The sequence below is a fragment of the Candidatus Woesearchaeota archaeon genome, assembly GCA_020854775.1.
Classification (GTDB): Archaea; Nanobdellota; Nanobdellia; order Woesearchaeales; family 21-14-0-10-32-9; genus 21-14-0-10-32-9.
On sequence record JAHKLZ010000005.1, the window covers coordinates 250739 to 264338 of the forward strand.

Annotated in this window: 12 protein-coding genes; 4 read left to right on the plus strand and 8 right to left on the minus strand. The window is 33.1% G+C overall.

Going from position 1 to position 13600, the window contains the following annotated elements; translation table 11 throughout:
* The first annotated feature begins 65 nt into the window (after positions 1-65).
* Positions 66-986: a class II fructose-1,6-bisphosphate aldolase gene (fba, locus tag KO361_01965; protein MCC7574331.1), complete on the plus strand. Its 921-nt coding sequence runs from the start codon at positions 66-68 to the stop codon at positions 984-986.
* On the opposite strand, the gene KO361_01970 is transcribed toward fba, so the two are convergent.
* The 5 genes from KO361_01970 to KO361_01990 all read right to left on the minus strand — a co-directional run bounded on the left by KO361_01970 (position 987) and on the right by KO361_01990 (position 6172).
* A complete protein-coding gene (locus KO361_01970; GenBank protein ID MCC7574332.1) occupies positions 987-1982 on the minus strand; it encodes a carbohydrate kinase family protein in 996 nt (331 codons plus the stop codon).
* An 84-nt stretch (positions 1983-2066) separates the two neighbouring features.
* Positions 2067-2888, minus strand: coding sequence for a hypothetical protein (locus KO361_01975; protein MCC7574333.1), 822 nt, complete (start codon positions 2886-2888; stop codon positions 2067-2069).
* 63 nt (positions 2889-2951) lie between these two features.
* Entirely contained in the window at positions 2952-4202 is a 1251-nt protein-coding gene (locus tag KO361_01980; protein ID MCC7574334.1) for a PQQ-binding-like beta-propeller repeat protein, read from the minus strand.
* Positions 4199-5518, minus strand: a complete 1320-nt coding sequence (locus tag KO361_01985; protein MCC7574335.1) for a hypothetical protein — start codon at positions 5516-5518, stop codon at positions 4199-4201. The genes KO361_01980 and KO361_01985 overlap by 4 nt, the downstream gene beginning before the upstream one ends.
* A 51-nt stretch (positions 5519-5569) precedes the next feature.
* Positions 5570-6172: a hypothetical protein gene (locus KO361_01990; GenBank protein ID MCC7574336.1), complete on the minus strand. Its 603-nt coding sequence runs from the start codon at positions 6170-6172 to the stop codon at positions 5570-5572.
* Positions 6173-6316: 144 nt separating this feature from the next.
* Here KO361_01990 and KO361_01995 point away from each other — a divergent pair, with 144 nt between their 5' ends.
* Both KO361_01995 and KO361_02000 read left to right on the plus strand, forming a co-directional pair.
* A complete protein-coding gene (locus KO361_01995; GenBank protein MCC7574337.1) occupies positions 6317-7729 on the plus strand; it encodes a PEP/pyruvate-binding domain-containing protein in 1413 nt (470 codons plus the stop codon).
* Positions 7730-7732: 3 nt separating this feature from the next.
* Complete coding sequence (locus KO361_02000) at positions 7733-8242, plus strand: hypothetical protein (protein ID MCC7574338.1); 510 nt, start codon at positions 7733-7735, stop codon at positions 8240-8242.
* Here the strand turns inward: KO361_02000 and KO361_02005 are convergent.
* Both KO361_02005 and asnS read right to left on the minus strand, forming a co-directional pair.
* Positions 8229-9437: an exonuclease SbcCD subunit D gene (locus KO361_02005; protein MCC7574339.1), complete on the minus strand. Its 1209-nt coding sequence runs from the start codon at positions 9435-9437 to the stop codon at positions 8229-8231. The genes KO361_02000 and KO361_02005 overlap by 14 nt on opposite strands.
* A 59-nt stretch (positions 9438-9496) precedes the next feature.
* Positions 9497-10795: an asparagine--tRNA ligase gene (gene asnS / locus KO361_02010; protein ID MCC7574340.1), complete on the minus strand. Its 1299-nt coding sequence runs from the start codon at positions 10793-10795 to the stop codon at positions 9497-9499.
* Positions 10796-11028: 233 nt separating this feature from the next.
* On the opposite strand from asnS, the gene tgt reads away from it, so the two are divergent.
* Complete coding sequence (gene tgt / locus KO361_02015; protein MCC7574341.1) at positions 11029-12156, plus strand: tRNA guanosine(34) transglycosylase Tgt; 1128 nt, start codon at positions 11029-11031, stop codon at positions 12154-12156.
* 3 nt (positions 12157-12159) lie between these two features.
* On the opposite strand, the gene KO361_02020 is transcribed toward tgt, so the two are convergent.
* On the minus strand, positions 12160-13600 hold a 1441-nt coding region (locus tag KO361_02020), incomplete at its 5' end, for a hypothetical protein (protein MCC7574342.1).

Below are 13600 nucleotides of genomic sequence, written 5' to 3' on the forward strand. Positions count from 1 at the left end.
CTACGAAGTTTTTTTATTGGAAATATTTATATAATGCTTTGTCTCTTGCATTTTAGGTGATTTTGATGTTGGTTAATACTAAGAGTATGCTTAAGAAAGCTCAAAGGGAAGGTTATGCTGTCGGGGCGTTTAATACTAGTAATTTGGAGTTTACTAAAGCTATTATTAGGGCTGCTGAAGAATTAAAGTCGCCTGTGATTATTCAAACTTCTACTAGTGCTATTAATTATGCTGGTATTAACGAGATTCAAAGTATTGTTAGTAGTGTTGCTAAAAAAGCTAAGATCCCTGTTGCTTTGCATTTGGATCATGGTCCTGATTTGTTTTGGGCTAAGAAGTGTTTGAGTAATGGTTATACTTCTGTTATGATTGATGCTTCTTCTTTGTCTTTTAAAGAAAATGTTTCTGTAACTAAGAAAGTTGTTGCTTCTGCGAAAAAATTTGGTGCGAGTGTTGAAGCTGAGCTTGGTGCTCTTCAAGGTATTGAGGATGAAGTTAATGTTAGTTCTAGTAATGCTTTTTTGACTGATCCTCTTGATGCTAAGAAGTTTGTTGAGCTTACTGGTTGTGATTCTTTAGCTGTCGCTATTGGTACTAGTCACGGCCCTTATAAATTTAAGGATAAATCTAATCTTGATTTTTCTAGATTGAGAGCTATTCGTGACTTAGTTAAGGTGCCTTTAGTTCTTCATGGTGCTTCTTCTATTCCTGCTAAAGTTGTTAGTAAGACTCAGAAATTTGGTGGTAAGTTAAAGAATGCTCATGGTGTTTCTGATTCTGATTTGAGAAAAGCTGTTAAGTTAGGTGTTTGTAAAGTTAATATTGATTCTGATTTGAGATTGGTTTTTAATGCTTCTTTAAGAGAATTTCTTAGTTTGAATCCTGGTGTTTATGATCCTAGGACTATTTTGAGTTTTACTAATGATGCAATTTATGAGTTTGTTAAGCAGAAAATTAGGGTTCTTGGTAGTGTTAATAAAGCTTAATTAGAGTTCTTTCATTATTATTTCTCTTTTGTCTTTTTTTAGTTCTTCATTCATTTCTTTATGATTTAATAATTTGTTTTTTGCTCCATAACATCTTATTACTGATTCTGCTTGTATCATTCCTGCTTTTAATGCTGTTTTTATACTTCCTCCTCTTATTATCGCGGCAGTGAATGCTGATGCGAATGCGTCGCCTGCACCTGTTGTTTCTAGTATTTTTACTGGTTTTGGTTTTGCGTAGAATAGTATTTCTCCATCATATGCATATGCTCCTCTTGGTCCGTCTGTTATTACTACTACGCCTTGTTTTTTTATTTTTTTTATTAAATATTTGAATGCGTCTTCTATTGTTTTTTTCTTTGATAATAAGAATGATTCTTCTTTGTTAAATACTAATATGTTTGATGCTCGAAGTATTGGTTTTAAGTTGCTTGTTCCTTTTATTACTAAGTAATTTGATGGGTTGAACGCTAAGTTTATATTGTTTTTTCTTGCGTATCTAGCCAGGCTTTTTAATAAGTCTAAGCTGGAACTCATCATGGAACTAAAGTAAAACCATTTTGTTTTTATTTTTGTTTTATCTACTTCTGAGTATCTGAAGTTATCGTTTGATCCTTTATGCGTTAGTATTGTTCTGTCGTGTGCTTTTGAATCTAGTATGACCGAGAATCCTGATTTTTTTCCGAAGGTTCCTACGAAGTCTATGTTTAGTTTTTTTAGTTCTCGGACTATTTTTTCTCCGTTTTCGTCATGACCTATTTTTCCTAGGTAAGCTGTTTTTAGACCTAGTCTTTTGAAGGACGCAGCAGTATTTGTTCCTCCTCCTCCTATGTGAAATTCTAGGTTCGTTATTAGTATTTTTGCGCCTAAAGGATATGCTAAGCAGAGTTCGTCTTCTTTGTTGTCTTTTTTTCCTGTGTGTATTTTTACTAATTCCGCGTTTGTGTGAACAAATGCATCTAGTGTGTTACTACCTACTGTTATTATATCGTACAATTTTTTTGTTCACCTCTAGCATTTTTCTTTTTAATGAATATAAAAAGTTTGTTATAAAAAAATAAAAAAAAGATTAGAATTAAATTATAGTAACGGGTTTTGTCCTCCGTATAATGCGTGGAACGATCCGTTTTTGAATTCGAAGCTGAATACGTCTGGTTTAAAATTTGTTGCTCTCATTTTGTCTATTTTTATTTCTCTTACTATGTTTCTTCTGAACGGCGTTAATCTTAAGTCTATTATTCCATCTGATAGGAATGCTTCGCTGTCATATACTGCTGAGTCAGCTGTTTCGTTGTATGTTCTTTCTGATACTAAGTAAGATGTTATTCCTAGGTCTCTTAAGAATTCGAAGTAGTAAAATAGTTCTAGTCTTGGGTTTTCGAATGTTGATACTGTGTATAATGCTCTTAGTGAATCAAATGTTAGTAGTTCTACGTTTACTTCTTTTTTTGCTCTTAGTATTATGTTTTTTGCTACGTTTAGCCAGCTTCTATTTTCACTCACTTTTACGTCTTTTACTTGTTTTCTTATGCATGCTACGTCCGTAATTATGATGTTTCCTTGGTCAGGTTTTACTTTTTTTAGTATCGCGCTGAAGTTTGTTAAATCATCTACGTGAACTATGTTAACTTTTTTTAAGTCGTATCCCATGTTAACCATGTTTTTTAGTATTGAACCACATGATTGTTCTAGTGATATGTATAGGCTTGTTTTTTTGTTTAGAATTGCTTCGTTGTATAGTATGCTGAAGCATAGCGAGGATTTCATTGTTCCTGCTGAGCCATGTACTAAGACTATGTGACCTTCAGGAATTCCTCCTTGCATGTTTTCATCTAGTCCTTTTATGTATGTTTTTACTCTACGAATCTGATTTGGATCTTGTATTGTTAAGTCTGCAGACATTAGGTTCTCACCCCTTCTCTTTATTAAAAGTTAGTTCTTTATAAACTTTTTCTTTCATTTTATTTATTTTCCTTCTTCGTGATGAAGCCATAGTACTTTTCCTTCTTTGGTTTGTACTATTATTTTATTTTTTATTACCGCACATCCTATTACTAATCCTCCGGTTCCGTATTCCCATATTTTATCACCTATTAATTCTCCTGGTGTGTTGCTCGGTATGTCTGAGTAGCTACCGTTTTGTGCAATTATACCTGATACTCCTGGTACGTATTCTATTATGTATATTCCTTTTCCTGTTAATACGTATATGTTGTTGTCGTATGATCCTATTATTACTTCCATTGCGCCGTCTTGGTCTACGTCTTTTGTTACTGGTTTTCCTATTATCCAAAAGTCAGTTTCATAATTCCATAATTGGTTTCCTTGCATCGTTATTACGTATATTTTTCCGTCTGCTGATCCGAATACTATTTCATTTAATCCATCGTCATTTATGTCTAGTACTACTGGTTCTGTGTATAGTGCTCCTTGTGTTTCAAATTTCCAGATTAGTTTCCCTTCTAGTGATAAGCAGTACAAATTATTATCTACCCCTCCTATGAGTATTGCTTCTGTTCCGTCATTCATTTTTGTATGTATTGCTTTTGATACTATTTTGTCTTTTGTTTGAAAAGTCCAATTTATTTTTCCTTTTAGATCTAAAGATTTTATTTTTCCTTTATTATCTCCGAATATTATGTTGTTGTTTATTACTATAGGTGTTGATTCTATTTGTGCATCGTTTAGTAATTTTCTTAGTAGTTTTCCTTTTGAGGATAATAAGTACAAATATTTGTCTGTTGAGCCAAATATTATGCCTGTGTTTTTGCTTTCTTTTATTTTGAAATTGTTTATTCCCCCTCTTATAGGGTGTTCAGTTGTGTAAGCCCATATTTGTTTTCCGTTATGATCTAATGCATATACTTTTCCGAATTCTGTTCCGAACAAGATTTGTTTTTTTCCGTTTTGTTCTATGTCTGCTATTAATGGATAATGGTTTATGCTGTTGGTTCTTTCTTCATCTAGGAACATCGCGTCTTGTTCTGATACTTTTTCTTTTATTGCGTATTTCCATTTTATTTCTTGATTCTCTGAGAATACTATGACTTCTCCTTTGGTGTTTGTTATTATTGTTTCTGTTTCTGAATCGTTATCTATGTCTTCGCATATTGGTTGTGTTAGGCTTTCACATCCTAAGTCGAAGCTTTTTAGCAAGTTTATTTTTCCTTTTTTTATTCCGAAGACGTTTCTTATTATTTTTGATAGTTTGTTCATATAGCATCACTTCCTTTGTCTGAGGCCCAGAGTACTATTAAAAAGTATAGTGGAACCACTAGTATTATTATTCCTAGTCCTAGTATTTTAAATAAGTAGCTTAAGCCGTGTGTTTGAGCTATGTATGCTCCTCCTGTTACTAGTATCATGAAAGGTATTAAGCTTAAAAATCCTGATGATGAGTAAAAGTTTTGTCTGTCTTTTGCTGATAGTACTTTTGCTGATAGTGTTCCTTGTGCTGATCCTATTAGTGCGGCGCCTAGTACTGATAAGCTGTTTGCTACGACCATCGCCGGATAATGCATAGGGTTGTATACTATTGTTAGTGGTAGCATAGATAATAGTAGTGTTCCGAATACGAACATTGGAACTATTCCTACTGTTTTGTTTATTTTTGATGTTATTACAGGTCCTATTATTGCTACTATTAGCGCTAAGGAATACATTATTGCTACGTTCATGAATCCTCCTAGCCACGCGTTTTTTAGGTGAGTGTATACATATATTCCTGTGTATGAATTTATTAGTGATTGAAATACTGATACTAGTATCATGCTCATTGTCATTACTAGTAAATATTTGTTTTTGAAGAATGTTTTTGATTTGTTTATTAGTATTAAGTAATATTGTTTGTAGTCTATTGCTTGTATTAATGATTCTTGTTTTATTTTTACTTTTGAGAATAAATATGATGATATTATGAATGCGAATGCTGTTATTTCAAATGTTATTAAGTATCCGTATATGTTTTGTGTTAGTGTTTGTCCTAATATGTTTATAGTTATGATTTTTCCTTCTAAGAATGCTAAGTCTATTATTGCTGCGGCTAATATTATTGAGGCTGCTGCTATGAATAGTCCTTTAAATGTTGATTTTGATGATAGTCTTTGTATTTTTCCTTTTTTTGAGTATTTATTTAGGAAATTGTTGAATAGTTCTCCGTATGTTGCTACACCTATGCTTCCTAGTAAGAGGCTTGCTACGAATAAGTATGGTTGTTTTATTACTACTGCTAATGATAGTAATATAAAGCTGAATCCGAATAGCAGTCCCGATATGCTTATTACTTTTTTTGAGATTTCTCTTTTTTCTGTTATTTCTTTTATGAATGTTGATATTAGTGTGTTTAGGAATGATTTTATTCCGTTAGTTAGTCCTATTAAGAAGAATGATGCTCCTGTGAATGAGAATAGTATGTTGATGAATTGTGTTGATGAAAATCCATATCCTATTTTGTCTAGGTAAAATTTTTTTTTGAGGAGTCTTTCATTTCTTTTGTCAATTACTTTTTCCTCTTCTCTCCCCTCTTTTTCCATCTTTTATTCTATTTATGAATTGTGTTTATTTTTATAGTTTTTGAATTATTCTTATGGCGGCGTCATTTGGTCATAAAAATATTCTGGCATTTGTTCAGGCGTCTTTAGGTTTAAGTATTGTTTTATGACGTCTTGTAATTTGTATGTTTTTATCCACAGGTCTGTTTTGTAGTATTCTATTTGGTCTTTGTAGAAGTATATTAGGAAGTATTTGTATAAGTATTTCATTATAGGGTGTTTTCTCCATTTTTTTTGGTAGTCTATCATTAAGTAGGATTCGCATCTCATTATGACGTCTCCGAAGTTTGATTTTAGTTTTTTTCCTTTGTATGTTGTTTCTTTTTTTCCCATATTTAGTGTTTGGAAGTCTAGTTTTAAGTAGTATTTGAAGTATTTGCTTCCGTCTGGTATGTGGTGTGTTCTCCACCATATGTGGTGTTCTTTGTTTCCGTTTCCTAGTACTTTTTCGAAGTACATTGTTTCTATTTTGTCATCATTTGAATCTATTGATAAGAAGTTGTGTGTCATAAGCCAGTTGTGTGCTAGTTTGTATAAGTTTTTTAGGTGTAGTACGTCTTCGTGTTCTATTTCCCATTTTGCCATTTGTAAGACATGGTCTTTGTCTTTTGCTGGTTGAAAATTTAGGTCAGGCATGTTTGTTTATGAAATGTTTATTTTTATAAATGTTTCTGAAGAGATTTTGTTTCGTTCTTAGATTTTAATGTTTTTGTTTTTTTTTTCGTAAGTTTTAAATACCTTGGGAGTAATAGTTTATTGTTTGTTATTAGAGGTGAATGATTGGTTTATACTTTAACTTATTCAAGTATTCATGAATCCGAGGTTAGTCTTGTTGGTAAAAGGGCTTTGTTTTTGGCTGAGGCTTCTCGTAAGAGTTTGAATACTTGTTTGTTTTTTGTGGTTACTGGTAATAGTTTAAGAGAGTTTTTTGACGTTAATTCTTTACAGAAAAAAGTTTTTGATTTGTTGAATACCGGTTTGCCTGAGGATTATTTTTGGTCTGAGGTTAAAAACTTGTTTTCTGGTTCTGTTTTGCCTGATTCTGTTTTGTTAGATATTAAAGAGTCTTATGATGCTTTGAGTGTTTCTGTTAGTGATGCTGATAATATTTTGAGGTCTTTTGAGCCTAGGGTTAATTTGTTTCTTAGTTCTGGTAGTGATTGTGGTTTTAAAGAGGTTTTTCTTAATATTAAGGGTTTTGATAATGTTGTTAATGCTTTGAAGAGTTGTTGGTTTTTGTTTTTTAAGAAGCAAGGCGTTGAGTCTTTAAGGAAAGGTTTATTTAATTTTTCTTGTGGTGTTGTTGTTGAGAAGTTTGTTTCTTCTGATTTCACTGTTGAGGTTGAGGGTTCTTCTGATGAGAAGCATTTGTTGGTTAGTGCTTATAAGGGTTTGCCTGAGGTTTCTGTTGGTATTGTTAAGGATTTGTATGTTTTATCTTTTAATCATTTGGAGTTTGTTAATCATGAATTGAATCATCAGAATTTTAGTATTCTTCATCAGGATGATTCTGGTGTTTTGTTGAAGAAGCGTCTTGGTAAGGAAGGTTCTGATAATAAGGCTTCTAAGCAAGTTATTTCTGATTGTGCGCGTTTGGCTAAGCGCGTTTTTTCTTTACTTAATAATTTTGTTAGAGTGGTTTTTGTTGTTAGACAAGGTATTCCTTATTTGTTTTTAATTGATGATTGTGTTTCTAGTGATGTTGCTGATAAAGTTGATGATGTTGGTAAAAGTATTATTTCTGATAATGTTGGGGTTTTGTCTGATTTGGGTGTTTCTGTTCCTGGTGGTTCTTTTAGTGATGATTTGGTTGAGTCTGATGCGTTGGATGTTGTGGAAGATGATGATTTAGTTGATTCTTCTGATGTTGTAAATGATGCTGATGAATTCATTGTTCAAGACGATCAGAGTGTCGGGGTTAGAAGTAATAATGATTTTTCTTCTTTTTTTAGTTTAATTGAATTATTGGAGGAAGATGTTGTTTCTTTGTATAGGGAGTCTTTTGGTTTTAGTCCTGTTAGTGTTGAAGAGGCTATTTTTGAGTTGGATTCTAAGCATGGTTTTGGTGATAAAGAAAAGGTTCTTAGGGCTTTGGAGGTTAAGTCTTTGTTGATGAATGGTGAGAAAGTTGATGATGATATTATTTCTTCTCTTATTGGTGTTTTGGAGGATTTTCTGAAGAGGGAAGGTTAAATGATGAAGTTTTTAAAAGAGTTATTTAAGAAAGAATCCGAGTTGTATTCTATTGAGAAGAATAGTGTTTTAATTAATAAGGAGGTTTTTAGTTTGATTGTTAAGACTGAGAAGATTCTTGATGAGTTAAAGAATTATTTGGATTCGGGTAAGGTTTCTTTTAAGGATGCTAAGCTTGCTGAGTTTGAAAATTCTTTGATTAATATGAAGTCTAAGATTGATTCTTTGCGTCTTGATGTTCAACGTATTCTTGAGATTGAACTTAAGAATAAAGATTATATTTTGTTGAATGATGATTTTTATTTGAAGGATAAGTTTTCTAGGATTGATACTATGAGTCAGATTATTGATGAGTTGCTTGATTTGATTAATGAGCGACCCGCTGTTTCTGAGTTAAAGGAAATGACTAGTTATTTGTATAGTAAGATGAATTCTTTAGCTGATTCTGTTAATAATATTATTACTGATGATAAGTACTTGGAAGATGTTTATTCTAGGCTTAGAAATCTTTGATGTTTTTATTTATGATTTGTTCTGCGTCGTGTTTTATTCTGTGTTCGTAATCAGTTGTTTTTTCTGCTTCGTTTTTTTCTTGTGATAATGTTTTTATTAATTCTAGTATTGTGTTTTTTTCGTCTTTGAAATTGTTAGGTACTTGGTTTAGGTATTCTGTGATTATTTCTTCTTCTGTGTTTTCTTTGTGGTTTTGTTCTTCGTATGTGTCTGGTCCTAAGAGTTTCGTTGTGCTTTTCATTACGTAGTATGCTTGTTTTTCTAGTAGTTTTTTTATTGTGTTTGTTATATCTAGGTCTTGTGGCTTGCCGTCTTTTAATTGTCCTATGATTCTTATTAGTATTATTTTGTTTTTTACGTCTTCGAATGCGAATCTTTGTTCTATTTCTTTTTTTATTTCTTCCGTTGTTTTATTGTTTGCGTCAAATTCTGTTGTGATTGTTTCTTTTGTTTTTACTTCTATCTTTGTTATTTCTCCGTCTTCATAATAGTAGAATGATCCTGTTTTTAGTTTTTCTAGTTCTGAGAAATTAGCAGGAAATAAGGGTCCTGGGTATACCATGTTTTTGTATCCTGGAATTGTTTTGTTTTCTGTTATGTGTATGTGTCCTCCTGCGTAATAGTCAAATCCTTTTGGTAAGAGATTAGTTGAATAAGAAGTCATTTGTTCTAGGTGTTTTGGTTTTAATTCGTCTAATGATGTGTGAAACAAGAAAATCTTGAATCCTGTTTCTTGTTCTAGTTCTTCTTTGTTCATTGTTTCATAATTATGACGATCTAGCATTCCTTTTAATCCGTTTATCCCTGTTAGTTTTGTGTTGGTTTCTTTATCGGTTGTGAATTTAAGGTTTAGTTTGTTTTCTGTTATTGTTCCTTTCATCACGTTTATTCCTAGGTCTGCTTCTTCTATTACGTCTAGCATTGTTTTTCCTGAAGGAGAATAATCATGACTTCCTGCTATGAAATAAACTCTTATGTTTTGATTTCTTAGTTTTTTTAGTTGTTTAACTACTTCTTTTACGTGATCAATTGAAGGTAGTGCTGTATTGAATAAGTCTCCTGCTATTAAATAGAAGTCTGCTTTTTTTTGTATTGCGAAGTCTATTGATTCTTTGAATGCTTGCACACTTATTTCTTTTAGTTTTGGGTCTCTCCAGCTTCCTATGTGTGCATCTGCTACGTGTACGAATCTCATTGTTTCTTAGAAATATTTTGATTTTTATATATGTTGTTAAAAAAAAATGAAAAAAAGTTTTATGGAGTCCATCTTAGTGCTGTTCTAGGGAATGGTATTGCGTCTTTTATTGTGTCTAATCCGCATATCCACGATATTAGGCGTTCTACTCCTAGTCCGAATCCTCCGTGTGGGACGCTTCCATATTTTCTTGTGTCTAAGTAAAATGTGTATTGTGAAATGTCTTCTCCTTCTTCTTTTAGTCTTTGTTCTATTTGTTCTAAGGATGATTCTCTTTCACTGCCACCTATTAGCTCCCCGTATCCTTCTGGCCCTATGAAGTCTACTCCGTGTACTACGTCAGGATTTTCTGGTGCTTCTTTCATGTAGAATGCTTTGACTTTTTTTGGGTAATGCGTTACTAATATAGGCGTATCGTACAAAGAACTTAGTTTGTCTTCTTCGATTGTTCTTAGATCTTTTCCCCATTCTATTTTCATATCAAATTTTTCTCTTAATATTTTTAGTGCTTCATCATATGTCATTCTTGGAAATTCTTTTTTAATTGTAGGTTCTAGTTTCTTTATGTCTCTTCCTAGTATTTTTAGTTCTTCTTCGTGTTTTTCTAATACCCTAGTCATTACTTTTTTTATTAGTCCTTCTCCATGATCTTGTATGTCTTTGAAGCTCGCCCAAGCCATTTCCATTTCTGCGTGCCAGTACTCCGTTAGGTGTCTTGATGTCTTAGAATTTTCTGCTCTGAATGACGGTGCTAACGTGTATATTTTTTCTAGTGAAAAAATTGCTGGTTCTGCGTATAGTTGCCATGTTTGTGCTAAGAAAACTCCTTTTTTTCCGAAGTAATCCACGTGGAAAAGGCTTGATCCTCCTTCGCATTGTACTGATTGAAACGTGGGTGACTGGTATTCATAGAAGCTTTGTTCTCTGAAATATTCGTGTATCGCTCCAAATATTGTGCTTCTTATTTTTAGTATAGCAGTCATTTTTCTGCTTCTCAACCATAAGTGTCTATTATCTGCTAAGAATTCTTTGCTTTGATCCTTTGTTATTGGGAACATGTCTGAAGTTCCTACTACTTCGAAGTCTGAAACGCTTATTTCGTAACCTGTTGGTGCTCTTTCATCTTTTTTTATTGTGCCTGTTATTTGCATTGATGCTTCTACTTGTAGTTTTTTTGCTTCTTCAAATTTTTGTTCTCCTATTGATTCTTTTTCTATTACGCATTGTATTATGTCTGTTGAGTCTCTTAGAACTAGGAATTTTAGTTTATTTGAACCTCGCTCTCTGTGTATCCAGCCTCTGATTTTTATTTCTCCTTGTTCTTGTTTCATTGCTTGTTTTATTGATAAGTATTTCATTTTTTATCCTCCGTTTAGTTATATCTTTATGTTTTTTTTAAATTTTGTTAATATTTTTTTTTGAGAGCAACTCGTTTAAAGTCACCCTAGAATTAGGTTCAATTATTATTAAATTTGTGAGTCGTAAAACTAGCATAAGTGTATTTGTCCGTTGTGCTTATTTGTGTTTTTCGTATCATTTTATGTTTGTTGGTGTTAAAAAGTTTATAAATGTTTGTTCTTTTCTTTCAAAAATGTTCGTTATTACTCACGAGGATGGAGATGCCCGAGTTGGTGTTTTGAAGACGAAGAGTGGAGATATTGAGACTCCTTTTTTTATGCCTGTTGTTACTAAGGCTACTGGTAAGTTTATTACTACTGATGATTATTCTTGTCTTGGTTCTGATTTGGGTGCTAGAGGTGTTATTTGTAATAGTTTACTTCTCAGTTTCAGACCTGGTACTGATATTATTAAGAAAGCTAGCGGTATTCATAAATTCATGAATTTTAAGGGCTTGGTGTTTACTGATTGTGGTGGTTTTCAGAGTAGTAGTAGTTTTTTTGAGCTTAAGAGTAAGAGAGGGTTGCATTTTCGTAGTCCTTATGATAATAAACGCGTTATTTTAACTCCTGAAAGTATTATGCGTATTCAGTGGGATATTGATTCTGACGTGGCTATGATGCTTGATGATATGTCTGGTTATGGTGTGTCTTATGATGAAGCTAAGCAAGCTATGATTAATACTCATCGTTGGGGTGTTGAGAGTTTGGAGCATCATAAGAAGCTTAGATCTGAGAATAATGTTAAAGATGGTTCTAGGCAGTTATTGTTTGGTATTAGTCAAGGTAATTTTTTTCCTGATTTAAGAGCTGAGAGTGCTAAGTTCATTAATGGTTTAGATTTTGATGGCGTAGCCATAGGAGGTGTAGCTATTGGTGAGCCGTTAGAAGATATGTATTTAGCTGTTAAAGCTAGTTTGCCTCATATTTCTAAAGATAAGATTAAATACGTTATGGGTCTTGGTAGCCTTGTTGATTTAATAGAAATGATTAGTTTAGGTGTTGATTGTTTTGATAGTATTTATCCTACTCAGAACGCGCGTCACAGCTCAATTTTTACTCGCAAAGGTAAGATTTATTTAGATAAAGGTAAGTACGCAGAGGATTTTACTCCTATAGAACTTGGTTGTGCGTGTCATACTTGTAATCATTATACCAAGGCGTATATTCATCATCTTACTAAGATTAATGAGCCTGCAGCTCACAGACTTAAAAGTATTCATAATCAGTACTTCTTACAAAGATTAATTGAAGATGCAAAAAATGCTATTAAGCAAAAAAGATTCAAAGAATTCAAAGAAGAAATAAAAAAGAATTGGTAAATTTTATTGTTGCGTATATTCATCATGATCATAACCACAATCAGGATCTTCTATTGGGCAAGGGCCTGATCCTCCTCCTCCGCCAGTTCCTCCTGTTGGGCATTGGCTTGCGCTAAATTCGTTAGGATATGGTTTGCCTGAATATGCTAATCCCCATGTTTTTCCATCACTTATTTGATAATATTCAGATGTTTGATAAATTGAGTGTGAACAAGATAATTGAACACTTATTCCTACGAAACAAACATTATCTCTATAATAAACGTCTCCTCCATCTACTGAAAAAGCACTAGCAAAACATGCTGATGAAACTGTTTCATGAACTAAATTATTAATACAAAATATTCTACCCCAGGATTTGTATCCTTCTACATGTATTACAGGATTACACCCTGTGTCTTGTACGCAGTGTCCTTTATTTGCTAATACTTCACAATTATACAATTTTCCTTGAGAACAATCATCGCCTAACTTTCCAGGAGTACAAACTTTGTTAGCACCGCACATATCATTACAATTTAATGTGCCACCGCAGCCATCACTTAGGAAGTGACCGCAATTATACCCGTTATTAGCTGCTTCTAATGATGCAAGTGGGGAATTGCAAGTAAGACGAGTGCAACATTCACCTTCATTTATGCATGATTGTCCCGCCGCACAAAGATCATTAACCCATTGCTCCGTATCTCCCCCACAACTTTCTGTTCTTGTTTGTTTTCTTTGTCTTACACCTGATGAACATCTATATTCATCAGTGTTAATCCATGATGAAGGAGTGCAACACACACCTTCATCTACACAAACTTGTTCTTTAAGTGAACAAGGATAATCTATCCACCTAGTAGTTACGCCACCACAACCCTCAGTCCTCGTTTGTTTTCTTTGTCTTACCCCTTCTGATGAACACTTATATTCATCAGTGTTAACCCAATCAGTAACAGAACAACACGCATCATTATAACAAACTAGAGCACCACAACCAACACAGACACCATTAGAACAAACAGGGGAATCACAAACACAACTCACACAATCAACATAAGATACAGAACTACTACATGCGCCTTCAGAACAACTCCAAGTAGTATGCGTCTTACAACGCTTACCATCCGCATTACAATAATTATAACCAGAAGTAGTATTAGTACCACAAGACTCACAACTCACTAATTCAAAACCAGAAGCAACACACTCACCATTAGAACAACCATAAAATGTTTCAGTCTTACACTTCTGAGAACCACTACATGCATTAAAATCAGAAATAACAGAATCACAATGATCATCAACACAACAACTAATACTATTAAGAGCAACACCACTAGGTGTCTCACTCAAAAAAGCACTCCACTCCTCACTCGTATTACTAGGAATAAAAATCTGATCATTCCTACTATTAACAACTCTTCTAAAATCATCATACAAACAAATATCAAACGAAGTA